At 53.4% G+C, this 24,971-nt stretch carries 22 protein-coding genes, 5 tRNA genes and 1 other RNA gene; 8 read left to right on the top strand and 20 right to left on the bottom strand.

Annotated features, from left to right (window positions below; translation table 11 throughout):
• Positions 1-42 precede the first annotated feature (42 nt).
• The 9 genes from rplA to ACT9TW_RS06350 all read right to left on the bottom strand — a co-directional run bounded on the left by rplA (position 43) and on the right by ACT9TW_RS06350 (position 4,240).
• Positions 43-747, bottom strand: a complete 705-nt coding sequence (gene rplA / locus ACT9TW_RS06390; RefSeq protein ID WP_446491914.1) for a 50S ribosomal protein L1 — start codon at positions 745-747, stop codon at positions 43-45.
• 3 nt (positions 748-750) lie between these two features.
• A complete protein-coding gene (rplK, locus tag ACT9TW_RS06385) occupies positions 751-1,179 on the bottom strand; it encodes a 50S ribosomal protein L11 (RefSeq protein WP_008503452.1) in 429 nt (142 codons plus the stop codon).
• Positions 1,180-1,335: 156 nt separating this feature from the next.
• A complete protein-coding gene (gene nusG, locus ACT9TW_RS06380) occupies positions 1,336-1,881 on the bottom strand; it encodes a transcription termination/antitermination protein NusG (protein ID WP_002438628.1) in 546 nt (181 codons plus the stop codon).
• Position 1,882: 1 nt separating this feature from the next.
• Positions 1,883-2,266, bottom strand: a complete 384-nt coding sequence (gene secE / locus ACT9TW_RS06375) for a preprotein translocase subunit SecE (RefSeq protein ID WP_014068449.1) — start codon at positions 2,264-2,266, stop codon at positions 1,883-1,885.
• 229 nt (positions 2,267-2,495) lie between these two features.
• On the bottom strand, positions 2,496-3,680 hold the full coding sequence (gene tuf, locus ACT9TW_RS06370; RefSeq protein ID WP_182062765.1) for an elongation factor Tu: 1,185 nt from the start codon (positions 3,678-3,680) through the stop codon (positions 2,496-2,498).
• A 117-nt stretch (positions 3,681-3,797) separates the two neighbouring features.
• A tRNA-Thr gene (locus tag ACT9TW_RS06365) sits at positions 3,798-3,873 on the bottom strand.
• A 6-nt stretch (positions 3,874-3,879) separates the two neighbouring features.
• Positions 3,880-3,954: transfer RNA gene (locus tag ACT9TW_RS06360), tRNA-Gly, on the bottom strand.
• Positions 3,955-4,071: 117 nt separating this feature from the next.
• Positions 4,072-4,156: transfer RNA gene (locus ACT9TW_RS06355), tRNA-Tyr, on the bottom strand.
• Positions 4,157-4,164: 8 nt separating this feature from the next.
• A tRNA-Thr gene (locus ACT9TW_RS06350) sits at positions 4,165-4,240 on the bottom strand.
• A 319-nt stretch (positions 4,241-4,559) separates the two neighbouring features.
• On the opposite strand from ACT9TW_RS06350, the gene coaA reads away from it, so the two are divergent.
• On the top strand, positions 4,560-5,510 hold the full coding sequence (coaA, locus tag ACT9TW_RS06345) for a type I pantothenate kinase (RefSeq protein ID WP_220458428.1): 951 nt from the start codon (positions 4,560-4,562) through the stop codon (positions 5,508-5,510).
• Between the two features lie 54 nt (positions 5,511-5,564).
• On the opposite strand, the gene dppF is transcribed toward coaA, so the two are convergent.
• The 10 genes from dppF to ACT9TW_RS06295 form a co-directional block, all read right to left on the bottom strand.
• Positions 5,565-6,578, bottom strand: coding sequence for a dipeptide ABC transporter ATP-binding subunit DppF (gene dppF, locus ACT9TW_RS06340; protein ID WP_446491913.1), 1,014 nt, complete (start codon positions 6,576-6,578; stop codon positions 5,565-5,567).
• Positions 6,575-7,558: a dipeptide ABC transporter ATP-binding protein gene (gene dppD / locus ACT9TW_RS06335; protein WP_182063244.1), complete on the bottom strand. Its 984-nt coding sequence runs from the start codon at positions 7,556-7,558 to the stop codon at positions 6,575-6,577. The genes dppF and dppD overlap by 4 nt, the downstream gene beginning before the upstream one ends.
• A gap of 10 nt (positions 7,559-7,568) precedes the next feature.
• Positions 7,569-8,471, bottom strand: coding sequence for a dipeptide ABC transporter permease DppC (dppC, locus tag ACT9TW_RS06330; protein ID WP_315687542.1), 903 nt, complete (start codon positions 8,469-8,471; stop codon positions 7,569-7,571).
• Between the two features lie 9 nt (positions 8,472-8,480).
• Positions 8,481-9,500 carry a dipeptide ABC transporter permease DppB gene (gene dppB / locus ACT9TW_RS06325; RefSeq protein ID WP_014068443.1) on the bottom strand — a complete coding sequence of 340 codons (1,020 nt, stop codon included), beginning with the start codon at positions 9,498-9,500 and terminating at the stop codon, positions 8,481-8,483.
• Positions 9,501-9,677: 177 nt separating this feature from the next.
• A complete protein-coding gene (dppA, locus tag ACT9TW_RS06320) occupies positions 9,678-11,285 on the bottom strand; it encodes a dipeptide ABC transporter periplasmic-binding protein DppA (protein ID WP_182063241.1) in 1,608 nt (535 codons plus the stop codon).
• 620 nt (positions 11,286-11,905) lie between these two features.
• Positions 11,906-12,038: non-coding RNA, RtT sRNA (locus ACT9TW_RS06315), on the bottom strand.
• Between the two features lie 32 nt (positions 12,039-12,070).
• Positions 12,071-12,147, bottom strand: a tRNA-Pro gene (locus ACT9TW_RS06310).
• Positions 12,148-12,238: 91 nt separating this feature from the next.
• Entirely contained in the window at positions 12,239-13,930 is a 1,692-nt protein-coding gene (eptB, locus tag ACT9TW_RS06305) for a kdo(2)-lipid A phosphoethanolamine 7''-transferase (protein ID WP_446491912.1), read from the bottom strand.
• 261 nt (positions 13,931-14,191) lie between these two features.
• Positions 14,192-15,394 carry an L-lactate MFS transporter gene (locus tag ACT9TW_RS06300; RefSeq protein ID WP_446491911.1) on the bottom strand — a complete coding sequence of 401 codons (1,203 nt, stop codon included), beginning with the start codon at positions 15,392-15,394 and terminating at the stop codon, positions 14,192-14,194.
• 238 nt (positions 15,395-15,632) lie between these two features.
• A complete protein-coding gene (locus ACT9TW_RS06295; RefSeq protein ID WP_446491910.1) occupies positions 15,633-16,337 on the bottom strand; it encodes an autotransporter domain-containing protein in 705 nt (234 codons plus the stop codon).
• 160 nt (positions 16,338-16,497) lie between these two features.
• Here ACT9TW_RS06295 and tag point away from each other — a divergent pair, with 160 nt between their 5' ends.
• Together tag and ACT9TW_RS06285 are read left to right on the top strand one after the other, a co-directional pair.
• Complete coding sequence (tag, locus tag ACT9TW_RS06290) at positions 16,498-17,079, top strand: DNA-3-methyladenine glycosylase I (RefSeq protein WP_446491909.1); 582 nt, start codon at positions 16,498-16,500, stop codon at positions 17,077-17,079.
• On the top strand, positions 17,057-17,503 hold the full coding sequence (locus ACT9TW_RS06285; protein ID WP_446491908.1) for an N-acetyltransferase: 447 nt from the start codon (positions 17,057-17,059) through the stop codon (positions 17,501-17,503). Before tag ends, ACT9TW_RS06285 begins: the two co-directional genes overlap by 23 nt.
• Here the strand turns inward: ACT9TW_RS06285 and ACT9TW_RS06280 are convergent.
• Positions 17,466-19,745, bottom strand: coding sequence for a molybdopterin guanine dinucleotide-containing S/N-oxide reductase (locus tag ACT9TW_RS06280; protein WP_446492689.1), 2,280 nt, complete (start codon positions 19,743-19,745; stop codon positions 17,466-17,468). The genes ACT9TW_RS06285 and ACT9TW_RS06280 overlap by 38 nt on opposite strands.
• A 212-nt stretch (positions 19,746-19,957) precedes the next feature.
• Between ACT9TW_RS06280 and ACT9TW_RS06275 the strand changes: the two genes are divergently transcribed.
• The 5 genes from ACT9TW_RS06275 (at position 19,958) to ACT9TW_RS06255 (ending at position 24,962) form a co-directional block, all read left to right on the top strand.
• Positions 19,958-20,620, top strand: a complete 663-nt coding sequence (locus ACT9TW_RS06275; protein WP_446491907.1) for an OmpA family lipoprotein — start codon at positions 19,958-19,960, stop codon at positions 20,618-20,620.
• A 141-nt stretch (positions 20,621-20,761) separates the two neighbouring features.
• Complete coding sequence (locus ACT9TW_RS06270) at positions 20,762-21,778, top strand: LacI family DNA-binding transcriptional regulator (RefSeq protein WP_182063233.1); 1,017 nt, start codon at positions 20,762-20,764, stop codon at positions 21,776-21,778.
• 106 nt (positions 21,779-21,884) lie between these two features.
• Positions 21,885-22,634 carry a sugar phosphate isomerase/epimerase family protein gene (locus ACT9TW_RS06265; protein WP_446491906.1) on the top strand — a complete coding sequence of 250 codons (750 nt, stop codon included), beginning with the start codon at positions 21,885-21,887 and terminating at the stop codon, positions 22,632-22,634.
• 3 nt (positions 22,635-22,637) lie between these two features.
• Positions 22,638-23,576: a sugar kinase gene (locus ACT9TW_RS06260; protein ID WP_446491905.1), complete on the top strand. Its 939-nt coding sequence runs from the start codon at positions 22,638-22,640 to the stop codon at positions 23,574-23,576.
• 105 nt (positions 23,577-23,681) lie between these two features.
• The gene (locus tag ACT9TW_RS06255; protein WP_182063230.1) at positions 23,682-24,962 is read left to right on the top strand and encodes an MFS transporter; all 1,281 of its coding nucleotides are present in this window, start codon (positions 23,682-23,684) and stop codon (positions 24,960-24,962) included.
• Positions 24,963-24,971 lie beyond the last annotated feature (9 nt).

Raw genomic sequence — 24,971 nt, 5'->3', positions numbered from 1 at the left:
GGGGGTAAGATTGTAGACAAAATCACCGCCCACGTAAAGGCATTAGTTTGCAGCAGCGCTCAGGCCAGCCTGATCAACTGCAACACCTGCACCCATGGTGGTGGAGAGGCTAACTTTCTTGATGTACACGCCTTTAGCCTGAGTTGGTTTAGCTTTTTTCAGCGCAACCAGCAGAGATTCCAGGTTTTCTTTCAGTTTGTCAGCGTCAAAGTCCACTTTACCGATGGTGGTGTGGATGATGCCGTTTTTGTCGTTACGATAACGAACCTGACCTGCTTTAGCGTTCTTAACCGCTTCAGCAACGTTAGGAGTTACAGTACCCACTTTCGGGTTTGGCATCAGGCCGCGTGGACCCAGAACCTGGCCCAGCTGGCCAACAACGCGCATTGCATCTGGAGATGCAATAACAACGTCAAAGTTCATTTCGCCTTTCTTGATCTGGTCAGCCAGATCTTCCATACCTACCAGTTCAGCGCCAGCAGCTTTAGCAGCTTCTGCGTTGGCACCCTGAGCAAATACGGCTACGCGAACGGAACGGCCAGTACCGTGTGGCAGTACAGTTGCACCACGAACGTTCTGATCAGATTTACGAGCATCGATGCCCAGGTTAACAGCAACATCAACGCTTTCAACGAACTTAGCAGTAGCCAGTTCTTTCAGCAGAGCGATAGCTTCGTTGATGTCGTACTGTTTGGTCGCATCAACTTTGTCACGGATCACGGACATGCGCTTGGTCAGTTTAGCCATTTCTTAGTCCTCCACTACCAGGCCCATGGAACGTGCAGTACCTTCGATTGAGCGAGTCATCGCTTCAATGTCGGCACCAGTCATGTCGGCAGCTTTGGTCTGCGCGATTTCCTGCAGCTGAGCGCGGGAAATTTTACCCACTTTGTCTTTGTTCGGTTTACCGGAACCAGACTTGATACCAGCCGCTTTCTTCAGCAGAACTGCTGCTGGAGGGGTTTTGGTAACGAAAGTGAAAGAACGGTCAGCGTAAACAGTGATTACGACTGGAATTGGCAGACCTTTTTCCAGGGATTCGGTTTTGGCGTTGAACGCTTTACAGAATTCCATGATGTTAACACCCTGCTGACCCAGAGCTGGACCAACTGGTGGACTTGGGTTCGCCATACCAGCTGCAACCTGCAGCTTGACGTAGGCTTGTACTTTCTTAGCCATTCTAAAATCCTCAAATTGGGTGATAGCGCTTCAGAGAAGCTCCCCGTGATGTAAAAATCGTTTTACGGGCTTAGCCCATAAAAACAAAAGGCGCGAAATTGTATTCCAATCTCGCGCCCTATGCAACGATTAAATCGCCGCTTTTTTGATCGCTGCTTAGGCTTTTTCTACCTGGGCAAAGTCCAGTTCTACTGGGGTCGCACGACCGAAGATAGAAACAGAAACTTTCAGGCGGGACTTCTCGTAGTCCACTTCTTCAACCACACCGTTGAAGTCAGCAAACGGACCGTCGCTAACACGAACCATCTCACCCGGTTCAAACAGCGTTTTAGGACGCGGCTTATCACCAACCTGTTGCAGGCGGTTCATAATCGCATCAACTTCTTTGTCGCTGATTGGCGCCGGACGGTCAGACGTGCCGCCGATAAAGCCCATCACGCGCGGTACGCTGCGCACCAGGTGCCAGCTCGCGTCGTTCATAACCATCTGAACCAGCACGTAACCCGGGAAGAATTTACGTTCGCTTTTGCGACGCTGGCCGCCACGGATCTCGACCACTTCTTCGGTCGGAACCATTACTTCGCCAAACAACTCTTCCATATTGTGTAATTTGATATGCTCACGCAGCGACGTAGCTACGCGGCCTTCAAAACCGGAAAACGCCTGAACGACGTACCAACGCTTTTTAGGGGCTTCAGACATCTTAGAACCTCAGGCCAGTGATAAAGGATACCAGGCGAACCAGAATACCATCCAGTCCCCACAGGATCAGTGACATTACCGCAGTCACTGCAGCCACAATCAGCGTGGTATGCAATGTTTCCTGGCGGGTTGGCCAAATTACCTTGCGGACTTCGGTACGTGCTTCGCGCGCGAAAGCAACGGTTGCTTTACCTTTAGTCGTTAACAGCGCGACACCGCCCGCTGCAGCAATCAGAATCACCACTGCCAGCGCACGCAGCGGCAGCATCATGTCACGATAAAGATAGTTGCCAACGATTGCCACAATCAGCAGCACGGCAACAGCGACCCACTTCATCGCTTCCAGGCCGCGCCCGCTCCCTTGAGCTTCGGTATTCGCACTCATAAACCAACCTGTAAGAAGAATTCTACAAATAATTACACCCCGCGATTGCGAGGCGAGCCAAATCGAAACGCTTAATCCCTTTAGGGATTATACGCTCTCTGCAGAGCCTGTCTCAGCAATGATTATGACAAAAATAATCACTGATGAGCCAGGTTCTGATGTGAAAGCGTGCAAAAAGGGCATCAAATGATGCCCTTTTCATGCGCATTGCGTCAAATGTTATCAGCGATTAGCCGAGAACTTTAGCAACAACGCCCGCGCCAACGGTGCGGCCGCCTTCACGGATTGCGAAACGCAGACCGTCATCCATCGCGATTGGGTGGATCAGAGTCACAACCATCTTGATGTTGTCGCCTGGCATTACCATCTCAACGCCTTCTGGCAGTTCGATGGTACCGGTCACGTCAGTTGTACGGAAGTAGAACTGTGGACGGTAGCCTTTGAAGAACGGAGTATGACGGCCGCCTTCGTCTTTGGACAGAATGTACACTTCAGATTCGAACTTGGTGTGTGGCTTGATTGAGCCTGGCTTCGCCAGTACCTGACCACGTTCGATTTCTTCACGTTTGATACCACGCAGCAGAACACCTACGTTCTCACCAGCACGGCCTTCGTCCAGCAGTTTGCGGAACATTTCAACGCCAGTACAGGTAGACTTCGCAGTCTCTTTGATACCAACGATTTCAACTTCTTCACCAACTTTAACGATACCGCGCTCTACACGACCGGTAACAACGGTACCACGACCGGAGATGGAGAATACGTCTTCGATTGGCAGCAGGAATGGCTTATCAATCGCACGCTCTGGTTCTGGGATGTAAGAATCCAGGAAGCCAGCCAGTTCGATGATTTTTGCTTCCCACTCTGCTTCGCCTTCCAGCGCTTTCAGAGCTGAACCACGAACGATTGGGGTATCGTCGCCTGGGAAATCGTACTGAGACAGAAGTTCACGAACTTCCATTTCTACCAGTTCCAGCAGCTCTTCGTCATCAACCATGTCGCATTTGTTCAGGAACACGATGATGAAAGGAACGCCTACCTGACGACCCAGCAGGATGTGCTCACGAGTCTGAGGCATTGGGCCGTCAGTCGCAGCAACTACCAGGATCGCGCCGTCCATCTGCGCAGCACCGGTGATCATGTTTTTAACATAGTCGGCGTGGCCTGGGCAGTCTACGTGTGCGTAGTGGCGAGTCGGGGTGTCGTATTCAACGTGGGAAGTGTTGATGGTGATACCACGAGCTTTTTCTTCTGGTGCGTTATCGATCTGGTCGAATGCACGAGCAGAACCACCGTAGGTTTTTGCCAGAACGGTAGTGATTGCAGCGGTCAGCGTTGTTTTACCATGGTCAACGTGGCCGATAGTACCGACGTTAACGTGCGGTTTTGTACGTTCAAACTTTTCTTTAGACATCGATTGTCCCTCTAAGACACGGATAAATCGGTGATATCACCACATCAACCAGGCGAAATGCCTGAACTGTTGAATACATTTAAATTGAAACAGAGAGAAACGGGAGGAGAAGTGAAGTGGTGCTGATACCCAGAGTCGAACTGGGGACCTCACCCTTACCAAGGGTGCGCTCTACCAACTGAGCCATATCAGCACGTATTGGAGCGGGCAGCGGGAATCGAACCCGCATCATCAGCTTGGAAGGCTGAGGTAATAGCCATTATACGATGCCCGCATCCTGAAACTCGGCTACCCAGTTCTTTCTGTAACAAAAAAAGAGATTTCTCTCTTTTCATGTTTGAGCTGATTAATTTTTCTAACCAGCTCCGGCGGCATTTACGCTGCCAGAAAGTGGTGGTGGGGGAAGGATTCGAACCTTCGAAGTCTGTGACGGCAGATTTACAGTCTGCTCCCTTTGGCCGCTCGGGAACCCCACCGGACTTGATGGTGCCGACTACCGGAATCGAACTGGTGACCTACTGATTACAAGTCAGTTGCTCTACCTACTGAGCTAAGTCGGCATCAAGTAGCGCGCATTCTATGGAGACATGAGCAGTCATGCAACTAAAAAATTGCATAAAACGTTCTTTCGCTCACATTTTATTCGAAAGAAGGTCTAAACGCTGTAAATTCACCCACTCGCGGTTAAAAATCCAGCATGAATACATGATTTACACCGTATATAGCGTACCGTGATGGCTCCCGCGTAAAGCAGCGCTTCCCTATATTTTTTCTTATTATTCCTGTCATCTGGTGTTAACCTCCTGCCCATTGTCCAAAATTAACTATGTGAAGAACCACGACCCGGCTGTTTTGTCGCTGGTTCACTGAAACATGCTTATGAGCAAAAAAGAGCAAACGTTAATGACGCCTTATCTTCACTTTAACCGCAGCCAGTGGGCTGCCCTGCGCGATTCCGTCCCTATGACGTTGACGGAAGGTGAGATAGCGCGGTTAAAAGGGATAAATGAAGACCTGTCGCTGGAAGAGGTGGCAGAAATCTATTTACCATTATCTCGCTTGCTTAACTTCTATATCAGTTCCAACTTACGACGCCAGGCAGTACTGGAGCAATTTCTTGGGACGAATGGGCAGCGTATTCCTTATATCATCAGTATTGCGGGTAGTGTTGCCGTTGGTAAAAGTACCACCGCGCGCGTATTGCAGGCACTGCTGAGCCGCTGGCCGGAGCATCGCAGCGTAGAGCTGATCACCACAGACGGCTTTTTGCACCCAAATGAAGTGTTAAAAGAACGCGGTCTGATGAAGAAGAAGGGCTTCCCTCTTTCTTATGATATGCACCGACTGGTTAAATTCGTCTCCGATCTGAAATCAGGTGCACCCAATGTGACCGCACCGGTTTACTCGCACCTGATTTATGACCGCATCCCGGATGGCGACAAAACGGTGGTTCAGCCGGATATCCTGATTCTGGAAGGATTAAACGTGCTGCAAAGCGGCATGGACTATCCGCACGATCCCCACCACGTGTTTGTCTCCGACTTTGTCGATTTCTCTATTTATGTCGATGCGCCGGAAGATTTGCTGCAAAGCTGGTATATCAACCGATTCCTGAAATTCCGCGAAGGGGCATTCACCGATCCTGACTCCTACTTCCATAACTACGCGCAACTCTCTGAAGAAGAGGCCATTAATGTGGCGACGGGGCTTTGGAATGAGATCAACTATGTGAACCTGAAAGAGAATATTCTGCCAACCCGCGAGCGCGCGAGCCTTATCCTTACCAAGAGCGAGAAGCACGCGGTCGACCAAATCCGCCTGCGGAAATAAGCATTAAGTAGACATAAAAAAACCGGCGATAAGCGCCGGTTTTTTGTTTTTGCATTACGCGTGCGGCTTTTCGCCGTTTTCATCCTGGTCGACGGCAAAGCACGCCACCAGTTGACCACCGTAGTCTTTCAGCTGCGGCTGCAACTGGGTGCAAGGGCCGAAGCGACGGCGGCAACGGGCATTGAACGCACATCCCGGAGGCGGGTTCAGCGGGCTTGGCAGCTCACCGGTCAGCTTAATACGCTCGCGGCGGTCGTCCGGGTTCAGACGCGGTGTGGCAGACAACAGTGCCTGAGTATACGGATGACGAGGATTATTAAAGATCTGATCTTTCGTCCCCTTCTCGACACACCGCCCCAGGTACATCACCATCACTTCATCCGCAATATGCTCAACAACGGACAGGTCGTGTGAAATAAACACGTACGACAGCCCCAGTTCCTGCTGCAAGTCCATCATCAGGTTAAGCACCTGGGCACGAACGGAAACGTCAAGGGCCGACACAGGTTCATCGGCAATCACCACATCCGGATCAAGCATCAGACCACGGGCGATAGCGATACGCTGACGTTGACCGCCAGAGAACATATGCGGGTAACGGTCATAGTGCTCGGTTTTAAGCCCGACTTTCGCCATCATCGCCAGCGCTTTTTCACGACGCTGTTCTTTGCTCAGGCTGGTATTAATCTGCAGCGGCTCTTCCAGGATCTGCCCCACTTTCTTACGCGGGTTCAGTGAACCGTAGGGGTTCTGGAACACAATCTGGATTTTTTGACGACGCAGCTTTTGCGCCTGCGGATCGTGCTTGAGCAGATCCTGGCCCTGATAGTAAAGCTCACCGCCGGTAGGTGTTTCGATCATCGTCAGCAGACGGCCCAGCGTAGATTTCCCACAGCCGGACTCACCCACCACCGCCAGCGTTTTACCACGCTCCAGGGTGAACGATACGCCATCAAGCGCTTTTACCAGGCGCTCAGGCGCGAACATCCCCTTCTTCACCGGGTAGTGTTTTTTCAGGTCGATGGCCTGCAACAGCAGTTGTTGCGTGGCGGCCTGTTGCGTACTCATAGTGTTGGCCTCCCGGCATCATCGAGTGGGTAATGGCATTTCGACTGGCGACCGTCAGCAAGCCGGTTCAGTTCTGGCTCTTCTGCACGGCATTTGTCCGTCGCATACGGGCAACGTGGGTTCAACAAGCAGCCCTGCGGACGGTCATATTTACCCGGAACGACACCCGGCAATGACGCCAGACGCGCTTTGTCCTGTGCAAACTCCGGAAGCGCACGCAGCAGTGCCTGAGTATACGGATGACGCGGCGCGCGGAAGATGTCGTTCGCTGCGCCCGTTTCCACAACCTGCCCGGCATACATCACAATAATTTTGTGTGCAGCTTCAGCCACCAGCGCCAGGTCGTGAGTGATCAGTACCAGCGCCATGTTCTCTTTCTGCTGTAACTCCAACAGCAGTTCGATGATTTGCGCCTGGATGGTCACGTCCAGCGCCGTTGTCGGTTCATCGGCAATCAGCAGTTTTGGTCGACAGGCAATGGCCATCGCAATCATGACACGCTGGCTCATACCGCCGGAAAGCTGGTGCGGATAAACATCCAGACGTGAACCCGGATCGGGGATACCCACCTGGGTTAACAGGTCGATTGCCCGCTGACGACGGGTTTTCTTGTTACCACCCTGATGCACCTTAATCGCTTCCATAATCTGGAAACCCACGGTGTAACATGGGTTAAGGCTGGTCATCGGGTCCTGGAAGATCATCGCCACTTCTGCACCTACCAACTGGCGGCGCTGTTTTTCGGAAATGCGCTTCAGATCCTGACCGTTAAACTCCAGACTTTCGGCCATCACGCGGCCCGGATAGTCAATCAGCCCCATAATCGCCAGCGAGCTGACCGATTTACCGGAACCTGACTCCCCAACGATGCCGACCACTTCGCCCTGATTTACGCTGTAGCTGATGCGGTCCACGGCGCGAAACGGTGTGCCTTCATCGCCGAAGTGCACCGATAATTTATCTACATTTAATAACGCCATCTCGTGCCTCTTACTGCTTCAGTTTGGGATCAAGTGCATCACGCAGACCATCACCCATCAGGTTAAATGCCAGCACCGTCAGCAGAATCGCCAGACCCGGGAAGGTGACGACCCACCAGGCGCTTTGTGCGAACTGCAACACGTCGGAGAGCATAGTGCCCCACTCCGGTGTAGGCGGCTGCGCACCCATGCCAAGGAAGCCAAGAGCGGCCATATCGAGAATGGCGTTAGAGAAACCGAGCGACGCCTGAACGATCAGCGGCGCAAGGCAGTTCGGGAAAATGTTAACGAACATCTGACGCATTGCGCCGGCACCCGCCACACGAGAAGCGGTCACGTAGTCGCGATGCACTTCCACCAGCACCGCCGCGCGCGTTAATCGCACGTAGTGAGGCAGTGCCACGAAGGTCAGCGCAAGCGCTGCGTTACCTATCGACGGGCCGAATATCGCAACCAGAACCAGTGCCAGAAGCAGGCTCGGCAGTGCCAGCATGATGTCGACAATACGCATGATGATGTTATCGACGATGCCGCCGAAGTAACCGGCAACCAGGCCGAGCACAACACCCATGACCAGTGACAGCACCACCACCAGACAACCGACCAGCAGCGACAGGCGCGCGCCGTACATCAGACGCGACAGCACATCACGGCCCACATCGTCAGTGCCCAACAGGTGCGTCAAGGTACCGCCATCCTGCCAGGCAGGAGGAGCAAGCAGCGTATCGCGGAACTGATCCGCAGGGTTAAACGGTGCAAGCACGTTCGCAAACACCGCAATCAGGATCATGATGGTGACATAGACCAGCCCGACGACAGCGCCTTTATTGCGCTTGAAGTAGTGCCAAAACTCCTGCAACGGGGTCATTGGAACCGGTGCAGTGACAACTTTGTTTTCAGAAACCTGTGACATGATGGCCCCTTACTTCTTATGACGAATACGCGGGTTCACCACGCCGTACAGCAAATCGACCAGCAGGTTGACGAGGATGATCATCGTCGCAACCAGCAGCACACCGCCCTGCACCACCGGATAGTCACGGCGTTGTAGCGCATCAATCAGCCAACGTCCAAGCCCCGGCCAGGAGAAGATAGTCTCGGTCAGGATCGCCCCTGCCAGCAACGTCCCCACCTGCAAACCGATAACGGTAACAACCGGCAGCATGGCGTTACGCAGCGCGTGAACGATGATGACGCGCATCCGGGTCAGGCCTTTCGCGCGGGCAGTACGGATGTAGTCCTCGCCCAGCACTTCCAGCATGGATGAGCGGGTCATACGCACGATAACAGCCAGAGGAATAGTGCCCAGCACCATTGCAGGCAGGATCATGTGGGCCACTGCATCGATAAAGTTACCCGGCTCACCCCAGATGGCCGTGTCGATCAGCATAAAGCCGGTCAACGGATTGGAGTCATCAAGGAAAACCATATCGCTGACGCGCCCGGAAACCGGCGTCAGGTTCCACTGCACCGACACCAGCATAATCAGCATCATGCCCCACCAGAAGATAGGCATGGAGTAGCCGGTCAGCGCCAGACCAACAGCAGTATGATCGAAAATAGAACCACGCTTAACGGCAGCCAGTACACCGACCGGAATACCCACCGCGGTGGCAAAAATCATGGCGCAGACACCAAGTTCCAGCGTCGCTTTAAAACGCGGCACGAACTCGTCCCACACCGGAAGACGGCTTTTCAGGGAAATACCTAAGTCACCGTGCAACACACCCCAGATATAGTTGAGGTATTGCTGCCACAGCGGCTTGTTCAGACCAAGCTCAGCCAGCAACTGTGCATGGCGCTCAGGGGAAATACCACGCTCGCCCGCCATAATCATTACCGGGTCGCCGGGGATCATATGAACGAAGGCAAAAGTGAGAAGGGTGATACCGATAAACGTGGGGATAACAAGTCCCAGACGTCGGAGGATGAACTGCAACATAACCCGGATTCTCTCTGATGACGCACGACAAACAGCGTGACGTCTGTATTGCTCACAAATCTTATTCCCTCCCCTTTCAGAGAGGGAATAAAGCACTGCTGCCGGGTGGCGCTACGCTTACCCGGCCTACATACCGTAGGCCAGTGCAAGCGCAGCGCCGCCTGGCGTTGCTTTTAATTATTCAACAGATACGTTTTCGAAGTGGTGTTTGCCCAGTGGATCAACCACGTAGCCTTTAACTTCTTTACGCACTGGCTCGTACACGGTGGAGTGAGCAACAATCAGCGCTGGAGCCTGATCGTGCATGACAACCTGAGCTTGCTTGTACAGTTCAATACGCTTGTTGTGATCGTCGGTCGCACGTGCCGGCTGAATCAGATCTTCAAACGGCTTGTAGCACCAGCGAGAGTAGTTGGAACCGTCTTTCGCAGCAGCACAGCTGAACAGGGTTGCGAAGAAGTTGTCTGGATCCCCATTGTCACCGGTCCAGCCCATCATCACAGCCTGATGCTCGCCTGCTTTGGCGCGTTTCAGATACTCGCCCCACTCGTAGGTCACAATCTTGGCCTGAACGCCGATCTTAGCCCAGTCAGCCTGAACCATTTCAGCCATACGGCGTGCGTTCGGGTTGTAAGGACGCTGTACTGGCATCGCCCACAACTCAACGGTGAAGCCTTTTTCATGGCCTGCTTCTTTCAGCAGCGCTTTCGCTTTCTCAGGATCGTAGGTGTAGTCTTTAACGTCGTCATTGTAGCCCCACATTGTTGGTGGGATCAGGTTCTTAGCGGCAACGCCTGCACCCTGATAAACCGCTTTGATGATCGCTTCTTTGTTCACCGCGTAAGTCAGCGCCTGACGGACTTTCACATCATCAAACGGTTTCTTCTCGGTGTTGAAGGAGAGATAGCCCACGTTCAGGCCAGCCTGCTCCAGCAGATTGATGTTTTTGTCCTGCTTCATACGTGCGATATCAGCCGGGTTCGGGTATGGCATAACCTGGCACTCGTTTTTCTGCAGTTTTGCATAACGCACAGAGGCGTCAGGTGTGATGGAGAACACCAGGCGGTCGATCTGAGGTTTAGTACCCCAGTATCCAGGGAACGCTTTATACAGAATGCGAGAATCTTTCTGGTATTGCAGCAGCTGGAATGGGCCAGTACCGATTGGATCCAGGTCCACTTTTTCCGGGGTACCCGCTTTCAGCATGTTGTCCGCATATTCTTTAGACAGAATAGATGCGAAGTCCATTGCCAGGTCAGCCAGGAATGGTGCTTCCGGGCGAGTCAGCACGAACTGAACAGTTTTGTCGTCAACTTTTTTCACTTCAGAGATCAGATCTGGCAGACCCATCCCTTCGAAGTATTCATAGCTGCCGCCAGACACTTTGTGGTACGGGTTCTGAGCGTTTTTCTGACGGTCGAAGGAGAACACAACGTCATCGGCGTTAAAGTCGCGCGTTGGTTTGAATTCTTTGCTGTCCTGCCACTTCACGCCCTGGCGTAAATGGAAGGTATAGGTTTTGCCGTCTTCGCTGACTTCCCACTTCTCGGCCAGACCTGGAATCACTTCCGTAGTCCCGGTTTTGAATTCAACCAGACGGTTATAGATAGGTACAGAGCTTGCGTCGTACGTTGTACCAGAGGTAAAGAGCTGTGGGTTAAAGCCTTCCGGCGAGCCTTCAGAACAATAAACCAGGGTTTTTGCCTGTACGCTTGCTGCGACGGTCAGAGCCACCAGGCTCAGACCAAGCTTCAGCATCCCTGACTTCTTCAAGGAAATACTCATTATTCTGCTCCAATGTGATGTTTTGCTTTGTTGTGTTACGCCGCCTGACCTTTATTTATTTTTTACCCGGTCCGGTCGGTGATGCCCGAAGGCGTTAAAGGGATGGAGAATCCTTTCAGAAGAGCCTTTGAGTTGCAGCGCAGATCCTCCCTGAAATGCCCCTCGTGCCCTACAATCTGTCAACAGAATGTGAAAACGTCAATACAGGTGACGGGGATTTACGCTGAGTGTGCGAAACCGCAAACAAAGATTAAAAAAACTTTAGGCGCCAGTTTTCAGCAGGGAAATTTATGCTACTCGCTATGTTGCAGCACAAATATCTTCATATTCTGCAACATGCAGTGATTAACTTTTATTCAGATTGGGTAAATTTTCTTGCAGAATGGTGATTATCTGAGCACTAAATACCGCGAACGTTAAAACGCACAGCGAAAAATGCTGAGGTTATCCATAAGCAACGCGAAAAAAGATCAATCTATATATAAAAAAATACAATGGATTATGTCACAAAATCGTTAACAGGCAGGTTGAAGCAAGGATAAGGGGCGTTTTAGACAATCGGGATGAATAACCCGCTAATGCAAAAAGGGCTAACCTTGCGGTTAGCCCTTTTCAGAATGTGGTCGGCGAGAGAGGATGACTCGCCACTGCGTGGCTCGCCCTTCGGGCCGTTGCTAAAGCAACGTTCCCTCGCCCCGCTCGGGTCGAACCTCCTTCCCCGGAGATTCTCATCCTCACAAGCTTCAGATGCAAAAAACCCTGCTCAAAGAGCAGGGTTTCGAATGTGGTCGGCGAGAGAGGATTCGAACCTCCGACCCACTGGTCCCAAACCAGTTGCGCTACCAAGCTGCGCTACTCGCCGAATGCGGAGCGCATCTTACTGCTGAGGTGCGCCCCCGTCAATCCCCTAAATTAAAAAAGCCATTCAACTGGCGATAAACTCGCCAGTCGAGCTATTGCGCGGCTTTTGTGGTGTTATTGGGGAGTTTACACCAGTTGTTATTTTCGTTAATGCCACCGTCGGGTGAGGTATACCCCAGGCAACCCAAAATGGTGTCGTACAGCTCAACGTGACGACGCGGCACTTTCATTTCCGCCTCTGTTTTCAGGTGCGCAAACATCTTCGCTTTTTCCGGGTCTTCCAGATACTTATCCGACATCCACACCATCATTGGCACGCGGAACTGCTCCGGTGGCGCCATCTTGCGCGGCGTACCGTGCAGGTGCTCGAACTCATTGATCGACTCACCATGGTCAGAGGCATAGAACACAATCGCTTTCTTATCACGCACCTGGTCAATCACGGTATCAATAAAGTGGTCAACGTAGGTCACCGAGTTATCGAAGGAGTTAATCAACTGCTCTTTGGTACAGTCTTTATCCACTCCGACACACTCTGGCGTCCACTTCGCAAAGCTACGCGGATAACGCTGGGTGTAGTTAAAGTGCGAGCCTTTGGTATGCAGAATAATCATGTGCTTGCCATCAGGATTACCGTTCAGCGAGTTTTTCATCTCGTCGATCAGCAGCATGTCATCGACATTCTTGCCACGGTTACGCGGCTCTGCACCAATCTGCTCACGGTAGGCAATGTTCTGCGCCATCGTGTTGCTGTAGAACCACATCTCGCTTTGCATCGCATAAAGATCGGACGAGAACCCAAGCTGGCGAAGCACCGAGAAAACGTTCTGTTCCTTGAGCGTACGCTGCGGGTTATCACTTGCCCCACCCTCACGCACAAACATGCAGCGCAGGGAAAGCTTTGTCGCCGTATCGCAAGAGTAGCCACGATACGCAACCAGGTTTTTCTCCTGAGCCAGTTTCGGCGTGGTATCGCGGTCATAACCGAGGAGACCCATATGATCCCAGCGGGTCGTTTCACCAATAATAAAGACGACATAAGTGTCATCAATATCTTTCGGCGCTACATAGGAGAACTTCTTCGCCGGGTTCATCAGCGATTTATTATCGGAGGATTCATCCACCTGTGCCCAGGCATACAGCCCCAGCGCAGAGATCCAGTTAGAAGGCAGATAAGAGTTCGCGACAACGCCGCCGTAGCTTGGCATATCCACGCCAGAGGTACGCTCGTCATACTTCTGTTTCACTTCCAGCAGGCGAATCGGTCCCCAGACCATCAGCCCCGCCAGCAGCACCAGCGCGACGCTACGGATACGCTGCCCCGGTGTGCGAATTTGGTGTATTAAGGTGTAGCGGCAGCGGTTGCTCCAGATAAGCAGCAACGGCAATGCACTAACCGCCAGCAGCCAGAGCACAAAGTGCAGGCCAACCACTTCTTTCGACAGGTCGATGTCCGTGGTCATGACCGAGGCAATAATGCCGTAGCCAATCACCACGTTCATAAAGGTCATGTAATAGCTGGCACCCGCCGAACACAGCACAACAAACGATGCCAGAACCCGCCACACACGCCGCCCAAACAGTGAGAGCACGCGCAGCAAACAAAACGTAGCCAGTACAGCAGCGACCAGTTCAACAACCGCTGCAATTCCTTTCCAGGCGGTAAAATCCTGCGCGTAACCGTCAAACCGACGGAAAAACACTGCGCCATTCATAAACAGGCCGATGTACAACGCCAGCAAAAAGCTCAGCTTTTGTTGCGCCATCGATTTAATGTATTTCATGCAACCTACCCGGAAAAAGGGACAGTAAAGCCGTCCGCCTTTGAACTAAATGTGAACAGATTAAATATTCGCTCAGGGAATCGTTATCAGAAACGCCTACAAGCGTGGTCAGTAGACCACAGGGAAAGGAAAAAGTGGCAGCAGAGAATGTGATCGGAACAGTTATTTACAAAAAATCAAATACGAATGTAGACATTTTCGTCTAAGTCGCGGTTTTACAGGCAATAAAAAGGCCGGAACACCGGCCTTTTTTCTTATGCATTACGCATGTGCTTCGGTAAATACTTCGCGTTGCGGCTGACGAATCGTTGTCGACAGCGCCAGCGAAATAATCAGTAATGCGAAAATGACACAGAAGGTCACATAGAACCCGCCAAACAGTGAGGCAATCAGCGAGCCACAAATGCTGCCGATACCAAACCCTAAGTAAATCACACCGTAGTTTTTCGCCAGGTTATTCAGGCCAAAGAACTCACTCACCAGTGACGGGAATACGGTGATGGTGCCGCCAAAGTTGAACGCAACACAGGCAATCGCTGCAAAGAACGTGGCTTCATTCAGTGGCGCAAAGAGCAGCGCCGCCATTCCCACCAGCGATACCACCTGACCAATGGTGATCACGCGGATACGGGCAATTTTATCGGACAGAATACCCAGCACCAGACGGCCGGACAGGTTAGCGATAGAGATAACAGTTACCGCGTTAGCGGCGGTGAGCGCATCGAGTTTCACCATCCCCTGAGCAATATCTTTCGCCACGCCAATCACATACAGACCGCTCATACAGGCCGTCAGGAACATGACGGCCAGCATCCAGTACTGTGGTTTACGCATGGATTGTACCAGGGTGAAGTCATTTTCCATCACCCCATTGACGGATTTCACTTCCTGCTGAGGCGCATCTTTCATCAGGGTTGCCCCGAACAGAATCATAACCAGCACGATAACGCCCCAGATCATGAAGGTTTTCTCAAGACCCACAGAGGCCAGCAGATGCGAATCGATAAACTTGAAGCCGAGGCTGCCCAGGCCATAAGAGCCGATAGCAAAGGCAGAAATTAACCCCTTGCGTTCCGGGAACCATTTCACACAGTTTGACAGCGTCAGCAGATAACCCGCACCGTCTGCCAGCCCCACCAACACCCCGGCGCTCAGCCACAGCATCATCAGGTTGCTGGAGTGTGCCGTCAGGAAAAAGCCCACGCCTAACAGAATGCCGGAGGCCATGGTGACACGCTTAACACCAAAACGTTCCTGCAACTTGCCCGCCACCGAGGAGGAAAGCGCCAGGCCGAGGCTCAATAAGCCAAAGGAAAACGCCACCTGGCTCACCGGCGCGCCGAGCTTATCGGAAAGAGCACTGTTAAACAGGCTCCAGGTATAGACCGAACCCAGCGCAAACTGAGTCACGATGGTGCCAAATAAGGTCAGCCAGCGAGTGCGGTTGTATGTTGATGTGTTCATGGCAGTTGTCCTGCAAGAGAAATTAAGGGAAAACGCTTGGGACAACGATAAACAAAACCTTAAAACACCTGGGGGAAAACGGCATGAAATGCAGGAGAGACGGAATGAAATGCCTGGAATCAGGAATGAATGACCTTGCCGGGGTCTGGAGCGAAAGCGTGTTAGTACATACTATCGCTGCAACCCCGACCGTTATTGTGCCAAAGATGTTATCGCATCGTTGAAAAAAGTAACAACCCTAAAATTTTGCACTCACACCCAGGGTATACAAAAAGTCTTCGCCGGCAGTGGTGTTATCCGCCTGGGATAACGAGGCATACGCTGCCATATGCGGGTTAAGCAGTACATCGGCACCGACAGTCACATCCACCCAGTTGCCGTACTGCATCGGCGCAGGCGTCTGAGACATGCCAAACTGCGATTTCCACTGATTTTCACCAAACTGCTGGTTATAGCTAATCTGTGCCCAGGGGCGCAGATCGCCATATTGCGTATCCACTCGCCAGCCAAGCGAGCTGACGCTTGCGTGCCAGAGTGGGTCGGTCAGCGATTGCGTTGTGGCGCTATCACCAAACTCGTTGTACATGTTGGGTGCCGAACCATCGTAACGCCATGCCACAACAGGCCCGGTGGTGATATGGTTGGTGACAGGGAAATGCCATCCCAGGCTCATAGAGCCAGGGGGTTCGGACGTCGAGTCAGATGGGAGAGTCAGGGCGAGCCCAGGCACATTCTGCGACGTCTTAATACGCTCAGCGAGAATATCGTCATAACGTGGTTGGTGATCGGCGTCCCATGTATAGCGTTCCGCCGTATTGCTTTGTGTATCTGAAACGATATATTCCTGTTGCCAGGCCAACACGGTGTTACAGGAAAATAAACAGGCTGAGACACCTGCCAGGCCAAAAAAAGCACGGCAGCCACTGATTTTTTTTATCATCATCAAAGCGACTCCAGACAGAGCCGAATTCGGCGATATTTATCATTGTTTAAGAAGAGGTATTAGGGCGAAGCCCTGTATTAACTATTGTCTCTTTAGCAGACACGTCAAGCCTGAAAGATTGAAATTTTTGCGATTTCAGTATCAATAAGGGAGATAACCTATGCAACGTTGCGGCTGGGTAAGCCAGGATCAGCTCTATATCGACTATCACGATCAGGAATGGGGTGTGCCGGAAAAAGACGGCAAAAAACTCTTTGAGATGATCTGTCTGGAAGGCCAGCAAGCCGGTCTTTCCTGGATAACCGTTCTGAAGAAGCGTGAAAACTACCGCGCAGCCTTCCATCAGTTTGATCCCGTTAAGGTCGCGGCAATGACCGACGGGGATGTAGAAAGGCTGGTTCTGGACGCCGGTATTATCCGTCATCGCGGCAAAATACAGGCCATCATCGGTAACGCGCGCGCGTACCTGGCCATGGCGCAAAACGGCGAGCCGTTCTCAGATTTTGTCTGGTCATTTGTGGACAACACCCCAAAAGTGACGCTGGCCGCAACGCTTGGCGAGATCCCCACGTCGACCCCCGCTTCAGATGCACTGTCTAAGGCACTGAAAAAAAGAGGGTTTAAATTTGTGGGCACCACTATCTGTTATTCCTTTATGCAGGCCTGTGGGCTGGTGAACGACCATATTACAGGCTGTATCTGTCACCCTGGGGGCGTTGATGATCCGCAAATGGCAAAGTGAAAATGCAGATCCGTTACTGAGCTTATGGCTTGAAAGCACCACCGAGGCGCATCCGTTTATTGATCCAGGTTACTGGAAAGAGAATGAAATTCTGGTGCGTGACGTCTATCTCCCGTCGGCAGAAACCTGGGTCTGGGAAGAAGACGGGCAGCCGTGCGGATTCATTAGCGTGATGCAGACGCAGTTTGTCGGCGCGCTGTTTGTCGCCCCGGCGTTCATCGGGAAAGGCATCGGGCGCGCGCTGCTGAACTATGTTCAGCAGCGCTACCCGCATCTAAGCCTGGAGGTGTATCAAAAAAACGTCCGGGCGGTGAATTTCTACCATTCCCAGGGCTTTCGCATTGAAGACAGCGCCTGGCAGGATGACACTCAACACCCGACGTGGATCATGAGCTGGCAGGCGGATCAAACGCCGTTAGTGTAAGTTCGGGCCCCTGATATTTCTCAACCCATGCCAGCGCCGTGTTTCCGGCGCACCCATTCCCCAGCTTTGAGCTGGGGAGATCTTTGGTGAGCACGTTGACGGCTCCGTTTTTACAGATACCGCCTTCGGTCAGATCAAGGTCTGGCCAGGCTCCCTGGTGAATACAGATAACACCAGGTCTAATCCCGTCACTTACCACGGCACCCGCCAGCACTTGCCCGCGCTGATTCCAGACACGCACCACATCGCCATCCGCAATCCCGCGGGCCTGCGCATCATCTTTATGCAAGGTGATCGGCTCGCGTCCTGCTACAGCATACTGTTCACGCAGCGAGGTATAGTTAAGCTGGCTGTGTAAGCGGTGTGCCGGGTGAGCAGACAGTATCTGAAGCTGCTGCGGCTGCGCATTTCCGTGCCATTCGTCTGGCTCAAGCCATGCAGGATGCGGCGGGCAGTCGGCGTAATTAAAGCTGGCGATCCGCTGGCTGTAGATTTCAATTTTCCCGCTTTCGGTCTTAAGCGGATGATTTTGCGGATCACGACGGAAATCGGCAAAACGGACAAATTGCGCGTTCTGCTCGCTCTCCGGCATTTCGAAAATGTCATTTGCTTCCCAGAAACGGGCAAACGGTGGCAATGTGACACCCTGCGCAGCACCACGTTGACTGGCTATCTGGTAGAACGTTTCCAGCCATTCCAGATCGGTTTTACCCTCAGTGAATCGCTCGCGCCCCCCCTCTTCCCAGAGTTCACTCAGGTCGGCAAAGACATCCAGGTCGTCGCGCGCTTCATCACGCGGCGCCACAACACGCTTCATCGGCACCATATGCTGATTGCTGTAATCGCCGGTCATGGTGAGGTCGTTACGTTCAAACGAGGTCGTGGCAGGCAGAACGATATCTGCGTGCCTGGCGGCAGCAGTCCAGAAGCATTCTGAAATCACCACCAGTTCCGGTTTCTGCCAGGCGCGGATAAGACGGTTGGTATCCTGATGATGGGTAAAGTTCGCACCACCCGCCCACCAGACAAAGCGAATATCCGGGAAGTGCCGGTCCATGCCGTTGTGCTGATAAAACCCGCCTGGGTTTTCCAGCGCCTCGACAATGCGCGCCACCGGGATTTTATCCACGGCATCTGTGCCGTTGTGAACGGTACCCTGCATGGACGCCAGCACAGCAGCTTTACGCGTGGGGTTTCCGCCGTTCGCAAAGTGATAAGAGAGCCCAAAACCGCCACCCGGCGTACCAATCTGGCCAAGCATTGCGGCGAGTGTCACCAGCATCCAGTGTTTTTGCTCACCGTATTGCTGGCGCTGCATCCCCCAGCCGGACATCAGCATGGTGGTATTTTCGTGGAACAACATCGCAAGCTCGCGGATTTTTTCTGAATTTACACCGCAGATATCTGCCGCCCATTCAGCCGTTTTGGCGATCCCGTCGGTTTTGCCCGTCAGGTAGTCTGCGAATTTGTCGTAACCGGTGGTACAACGCGCCAGAAACGCCTCATCCTGCCAGCCGTTTTCCACCAGCGTGTGCGCAATACCCAGCATCATCGCCACATCGGTTCCCATGTGCGGGGCAATCCATTCGGCGCTGTCGCCCAGGAAATCCATGGTTTCAGAGCGCATCGGATCGATGCAAATAATGCGCTTACCGCTTTTACGCAGCGCATCAAAGTAGGGAATGCCCTGCTCGTCAGTGGCATTCCACGCAATCTTGAGTGTATTGAGCGGGTTAGCGCTCCACAGCACCACCACATCGGTGTGCTCCAGCACCAGCGGCCAGCTGGTCTGCTGCTGGTAAACTTCATTCCCGCCCACCACGTACGGCATGATGGCCTGCGCCGCACCGGTCGAATAATCGCCAAGATGCCCGGTATAGCCCCCGGCCAGGCTCATATAACGCTGGAGAAGTGTAGCGGCTTTGTGCAGTACCCCGTTCGAACGCCAGCCATAAGAGCCTGCAAAAATGGACGATGGACCATAGCTCTCACGGATACGTTTATGCTGCGCATGAATCAGTGCAAGCGCGTCATCCCAGCTCACACGCACAAACTCATCCTGCCCACGGATACCTTGCGGTTTATCCGGTGACATCAAAAACCCTTTGCGGACCATCGGCCAGCGCACGCGGGTTTTACTGTGTACCTGATCGCGAACGACCGTCTGAAGCGAGTTCGGATGTTGCGAAGGCAGTGCCCCGCGGGATGACAAGACGTTTTCGCCATCGGTTTCGACCAGCATCGGGCCCCAGTGGGCGGCGGTCAGAATCGTTTTTGTTGAGGTGCTCAAGCGTGCGCTCCTGGTTGCGTGCAGGTTTTACGGCCTTCTTATTGAGGCTGTTTATGGTTTGACACAAATTTCAGAGTAATACCCGGAATTTTCTCCGTATCTGGACGTCATAATCAACCGCCACGCTCGTCGTGGCAAAGAATAAAAAGGATTAAGGAAATAAGATGAAAAAACGCGTACTCGTAATTGCTGCTCTGGTGAGCGGCGCAATGGCTGTTTCAGGCTGCACAACAAACCCTTATACCGGTGAAAGCGAAGCAGGAAAAGCGGGCATCGGCGCAGGTCTCGGTTCGCTGGTAGGTGCGGGCATTGGCGCACTCTCCTCATCCAAGAAAGATCGCGGCAAAGGTGCGCTGATTGGCGCAGCGGCCGGTGCAGCGCTGGGTGGCGGCGCGGGTTACTACATGGATGTGCAGGAATCAAAACTGCGCGAAAAAATGAAGGGAACCGGTGTGAGCGTGACGCGTAATGGCGATAACATCATCCTGAACATGCCAAACAACGTGACTTTTGACTCCAACAGCTCCACGTTAAAACCAGCAGGTACAAACACCCTGACCGGCGTGGCGATGGTGCTGAAAGAGTACAACAAGACAGCGGTGAACGTGTTCGGCTTCACCGACAACACGGGTAGCCTGGATCTCAACAACCGTCTGTCGCAGCAGCGTGCCGATGCCGTTTCCAGCTCGCTGATTACCCAGGGCGTTGAAGCTAGCCGTATCAGCAGCAAAGGTATGGGCCCTGCCAATCCTATCGCCAGCAACAGCACCGCGGAAGGCAAAGCGCAGAACCGTCGCGTAGAGATCACCCTGAGTCCTGTGCAGTAATCATTGCGCCGGGTGGCGGCTTCGCCTTACCCAGCCTACGTTCGACATGTAGGCCCGGTAAGCGTAGCGCCACCGGGCAAATCACTTGATTCGTCAGATTTTCCCGCTAAGGTGTTCTCACTCAATTCAGGGAAATCAGCGATGAGCAAATCAGCACGGGCCACTATCAGCGACGTAGCAAAAGCCGCCAAAACCGGTAAAACCAGTATTTCACGCTATCTCAACGGCGAGAAACATCTGCTGTCTGATGCCCTGCTGGCCCGTATTGAGCAAGCCATTGCCGATCTGGATTATCGCCCAAGCCTGATGGCTCGCGGCCTGAAGCATGGCCGTACTCGTCTTATCGGGCTTATCATCGCCGACATCACCAACCCCTACTCCGTGAATGTGTTAAGCGGTATTGAAGCGGCCTGCCGTGAAAAAGGGTTTACCCCGCTGGTGTGTAACACCAATAACGAAGTCGACCAGGAGCTGCATTACCTCGATCTGCTGCGCAGTTACCAGGTGGAGGGAATTGTGGTGAATGCCGTGGGAATGCGTGAAGAAGGCCTCAATCGCCTGCAACAATCCTCCCTGCCAATGGTACTTATCGACAGAAAAATCCCGGAATTCGCCTGTGATGTCGTCGGCCTGGATAACACTCAGGCAGCCACCACAGCTACCGAGCATCTGGTCGAACAGGGCTTCGAGGCCATTCTGTTTCTGAGCGAACCGCTGGGCACAGTCAACACCCGCCGCGATCGGCTGGCGGCATTTCGCGCGACCCTGGCACGCTATCCCGGCGTGATTGCCGAGAATGCCGAAACACCGTTGCACGAAGCCGAACAGATCGACAACATCCTGCGCCAGTTCCACACCCGCCATCGCGGGATGCGAAAAGCCGTGATTTCCGCCAACGGGGCGCTGACGCTACAGGTCGCCCGCTCGCTCAAACGTATCGGCCTGCACTGGGGCAGCGATATTGGCCTGCTGGGGTTCGATGAGCTGGAGTGGGCTGAGCTGGCTGGCGTGGGCATTACCACACTCAAACAGCCCACGTGGCAAATCGGTTATGCCGCGGTTGAGCAGGTTGTCCGCCGTATTGAAGGCATTAGCGATGCCATTCACGAGCAGGTCTTCTCTGGCGAGCTGATTATTAGGGGCTCTACCGCCCGTTAATTTCCCCTTCGTGATGCCGATCATAAATTCAACATCCTGCCCTTTTCTTTGGAACCGGTTCCATCTAGCGTAATACTATCGATGTGAGTTGTAACGGAGTCAGGCAATGGGCAGGAAAATAATGGTGGTCACCGCCGCATATGGCGCGGATCAGGTACGACAGGCGGGTGGCCAACGGGCGATGCTTCCGGTGATTGCCGCTGCAGGTGCCGACGGCGTTGAGGTCCGCCGTGAGCTTTTCAGCAGCGAAGAATTACTGGCGCTGCCCGCACTGGGCGAGTCCATTGAGCTGCTGGGTTTACTGGCCTGTTACTCCGCGCCAGCGCCCCTGTTCACGCCTGACGGGATCCTCAACCCCGACCTTTCGCGGTATCTCGCCGAGGCCACCACGCTCAATGCCTTGTGGCTGAAAGTTTCACTGGGTCATTTCCGCGATAAGCAGCCGCTTGAGGAGCTGCGTACATTGCTGAACGAAAGTGGCATGGCGCTGGTGGTCGAAAACGATCAGACCGACTGCGGCCAGCTCGCGCCAATGCAGCGCTTTAAGGCGGCCTGCCGGGTGCTGTCGTTGCCCGTGACGCTGACATTTGATATGGGCAACTGGCTGTGGGTGGGCGATTCGCCAGAAGAAGCCGCCCGCCATCTGGCGCCTGCCGTGAGTTATATCCATGTCAAAGCCGCCGTCCCGCATCATCAGCAGTTCCGCGCCATTGCGCCGGACCACGCCGACGCACGCTGGCTGGAATTGCTTAATCAACTGCCCTCTGACGCACCACGCGGGATCGAGTTTCCGCTGGAAGGGCCAGACCTGGCTGCCGTCACCCGTCATTACGTTAATCTGCTGCGCGAGGAGTAAATCATGCACAAGACGCTGGATGTGATCACCATCGGCGAGGCCATGGCAATGTTCGTTGCCACGCAAACGGGCGAGCTTAGCGCGGTAGAGCACTTTTTCAAACGCGTGGCAGGGGCAGAGCTGAACGTCGCGACCGGCCTGGCGCGCCTGGGATTGAACGTCGGCTGGGTAAGCCGCGTGGGTGATGACAGTTTTGGCCATTTCGTTCTGGATACGCTGAAGAAAGAGGGGATTGATGCCGCGGGTGTCACCCTCGATGCACGCTTCGCTACCGGCTTTCAGCTGAAATCTAAAGTCGAAAATGGAACCGATCCCATTGTGGAGTATTTCCGCAAAGGCTCGGCGGCAAGTCATCTGTCGGTAAACGACTATCACGCCCACTATTTCGCCTCCTCACGCCATCTGCACCTGAGCGGCGTGGCGGCAGCGCTCTCCGCCAGCTCTTATGAGCTTCTGGATCACGCGGCTGCGGCCATGAAAGCGCAGGGGAAAACGATCTCTTTCGATCCTAACCTGCGTCCGGTGCTATGGAAAAGTGAAGCCGAAATGGTTGAAAAGCTTAACCATCTGGCTTTCCAGGCTGACTGGGTATTGCCGGGTGTGAAAGAGGGGATCATCCTCACCGGCCAAAAAACGCCGGAAGGGATCGCCGATTTTTATCTGAACAAAGGGGTAAAAGCCGTGGTGCTGAAAACCGGTGCCGACGGTGCCTGGTTTAAAACTGCCGAAGGTGAACAAGGCGCGGTTGCCGCGGTAAAAGTCGACAACGTTGTCGACACCGTTGGGGCTGGCGACGGGTTTGCCGTGGGGGTGATTAGCGCCCTGCTGGAAGGAAAAACGCTGCATCAGGCGGTGTCGCGCGGCAATAAAATTGGATCGCTGGCAATTCAGGTGCAGGGCGACAGCGAAGGCCTACCGACACGCGCGCAGCTTAACGAATAAACATTCCCCCTCACTTAGGGTGAGGGGGAAAACGCACTCAACAAACAAACCACCGTGTACCCTACATACAACGGCGGTACAAACCTCAACAACAGAGGCAAGCCTATGAACAGTTCGACCAATGCAGTAAAACGCTGGTGGTACATCATGCCAATCGTGTTTATCACGTACAGCCTGGCGTATCTTGATCGTGCCAACTTCAGTTTCGCATCCGCCGCGGGCATCACTGAGGACCTGGGGATCACCAAAGGTATCTCTTCCCTGTTAGGTGCCCTTTTCTTCCTCGGCTATTTCTTCTTCCAGATCCCTGGCGCTATCTACGCCGAACGTCGCAGCGTTCGTAAGCTTATCTTTATCTGCCTGATCCTCTGGGGCGGCTGCGCTTCGCTGACCGGCGTGGTGAACAACATTCCTGCCCTGGCCGCCATTCGCTTTATTCTTGGCGTGGTCGAGGCAGCAGTGATGCCAGCAATGCTTATCTATATCAGCAACTGGTTCACTAAATCTGAGCGTTCCCGCGCCAACACCTTTTTGATCCTCGGTAACCCGGTCACGGTACTCTGGATGTCGGTGGTATCTGGCTATCTGATCCAGTCATTCGGCTGGCGCGAGATGTTTATCATCGAAGGGGTTCCAGCGGTCATCTGGGCATTTTGCTGGTGGATGCTGGTAAAAGATAAACCTTCGCAGGCGAAATGGCTCTCTGAGGATGAAAAAGCGGCTTTGCAGGCGCAGCTGGATAAAGAGCAACAAGGCCTGAAAGCGGTACGTAACTACGGCGAAGCCTTCCGTTCCCGCAACGTCATTTTGCTGTGCGCGCAGTATTTTACCTGGAGCATTGGCGTGTACGGCTTTGTGCTGTGGCTGCCATCGATTATCCGCAGCGGCGGCGAAAACCTCGGCATGGTGGAAGTGGGCTGGCTGTCATCCGTGCCTTATCTGGCGGCAACCATTGCCATGGTTATCGCCTCCTGGGCCTCGGACAAACTGCAAAACCGTAAACTGTTTGTCTGGCCGCTGCTGCTGATTGCTGCCTTTGCCTTTATCGGCTCCTGGGCCGTGGGTACCAACCACTTCTGGGCATCTTACACCCTGCTGGTGATTGCCGGTGCAGCGATGTATGCCCCGTATGGCCCGTTCTTCGCCATCATCCCGGAGATGCTGCCGCGTAATGTGGCAGGCGGCGCGATGGCGCTCATCAACAGCATGGGTGCTCTGGGCTCGTTCTGCGGCTCCTGGTTTGTGGGCTATCTGAACGGCGCAACCGGCAGCCCGTCAACCTCGTACATATTTATGGGGGTAGCACTTTTTGCCTCAGTGTGGCTTACTTTGATTGTTAAGCCTGCTAATAATCAACAGCTTCCCGTCGGCGCACGTCACGCCTGACCCCTTTAA

The organism is Enterobacter sp. C4G1 (genome assembly GCF_052886895.1).
The sequence above is the reverse complement of the archived record's forward strand: the minus strand, read 5'-3'. Positions and strand labels throughout refer to the sequence as shown.

Coding starts and splice junctions, on each gene's coding strand:
- ACT9TW_RS06265 (WP_446491906.1), top strand. CDS start 21,885: ATGGGCAGGAAAATAATGGTGGTCACCGCCGCATATGGCGCGGATCAG.
- ACT9TW_RS06285 (WP_446491908.1), top strand. CDS start 17,057: ATGATCCGCAAATGGCAAAGTGAAAATGCAGATCCGTTACTGAGCTTA.
- ACT9TW_RS06275 (WP_446491907.1), top strand. CDS start 19,958: ATGAAAAAACGCGTACTCGTAATTGCTGCTCTGGTGAGCGGCGCAATG.
- secE (WP_014068449.1), bottom strand. CDS start 2,266: ATGAGTGCGAATACCGAAGCTCAAGGGAGCGGGCGCGGCCTGGAAGCG.
- ACT9TW_RS06260 (WP_446491905.1), top strand. CDS start 22,638: ATGCACAAGACGCTGGATGTGATCACCATCGGCGAGGCCATGGCAATG.
- coaA (WP_220458428.1), top strand. CDS start 4,560: ATGAGCAAAAAAGAGCAAACGTTAATGACGCCTTATCTTCACTTTAAC.
- tuf (WP_182062765.1), bottom strand. CDS start 3,680: ATGTCTAAAGAAAAGTTTGAACGTACAAAACCGCACGTTAACGTCGGT.
- dppD (WP_182063244.1), bottom strand. CDS start 7,558: ATGGCGTTATTAAATGTAGATAAATTATCGGTGCACTTCGGCGATGAA.
- dppC (WP_315687542.1), bottom strand. CDS start 8,471: ATGTCACAGGTTTCTGAAAACAAAGTTGTCACTGCACCGGTTCCAATG.
- ACT9TW_RS06270 (WP_182063233.1), top strand. CDS start 20,762: ATGAGCAAATCAGCACGGGCCACTATCAGCGACGTAGCAAAAGCCGCC.
- ACT9TW_RS06280 (WP_446492689.1), bottom strand. CDS start 19,745: ATGCTGGTCGAAACCGATGGCGAAAACGTCTTGTCATCCCGCGGGGCA.
- ACT9TW_RS06300 (WP_446491911.1), bottom strand. CDS start 15,394: ATGAACACATCAACATACAACCGCACTCGCTGGCTGACCTTATTTGGC.
- dppA (WP_182063241.1), bottom strand. CDS start 11,285: ATGAGTATTTCCTTGAAGAAGTCAGGGATGCTGAAGCTTGGTCTGAGC.
- eptB (WP_446491912.1), bottom strand. CDS start 13,930: ATGAAATACATTAAATCGATGGCGCAACAAAAGCTGAGCTTTTTGCTG.
- nusG (WP_002438628.1), bottom strand. CDS start 1,881: ATGTCTGAAGCCCCTAAAAAGCGTTGGTACGTCGTTCAGGCGTTTTCC.
- rplA (WP_446491914.1), bottom strand. CDS start 747: ATGGCTAAACTGACCAAGCGCATGTCCGTGATCCGTGACAAAGTTGAT.
- ACT9TW_RS06255 (WP_182063230.1), top strand. CDS start 23,682: ATGAACAGTTCGACCAATGCAGTAAAACGCTGGTGGTACATCATGCCA.
- tag (WP_446491909.1), top strand. CDS start 16,498: ATGCAACGTTGCGGCTGGGTAAGCCAGGATCAGCTCTATATCGACTAT.
- ACT9TW_RS06295 (WP_446491910.1), bottom strand. CDS start 16,337: ATGATGATAAAAAAAATCAGTGGCTGCCGTGCTTTTTTTGGCCTGGCA.
- dppF (WP_446491913.1), bottom strand. CDS start 6,578: ATGAGTACGCAACAGGCCGCCACGCAACAACTGCTGTTGCAGGCCATC.
- dppB (WP_014068443.1), bottom strand. CDS start 9,500: ATGTTGCAGTTCATCCTCCGACGTCTGGGACTTGTTATCCCCACGTTT.
- rplK (WP_008503452.1), bottom strand. CDS start 1,179: ATGGCTAAGAAAGTACAAGCCTACGTCAAGCTGCAGGTTGCAGCTGGT.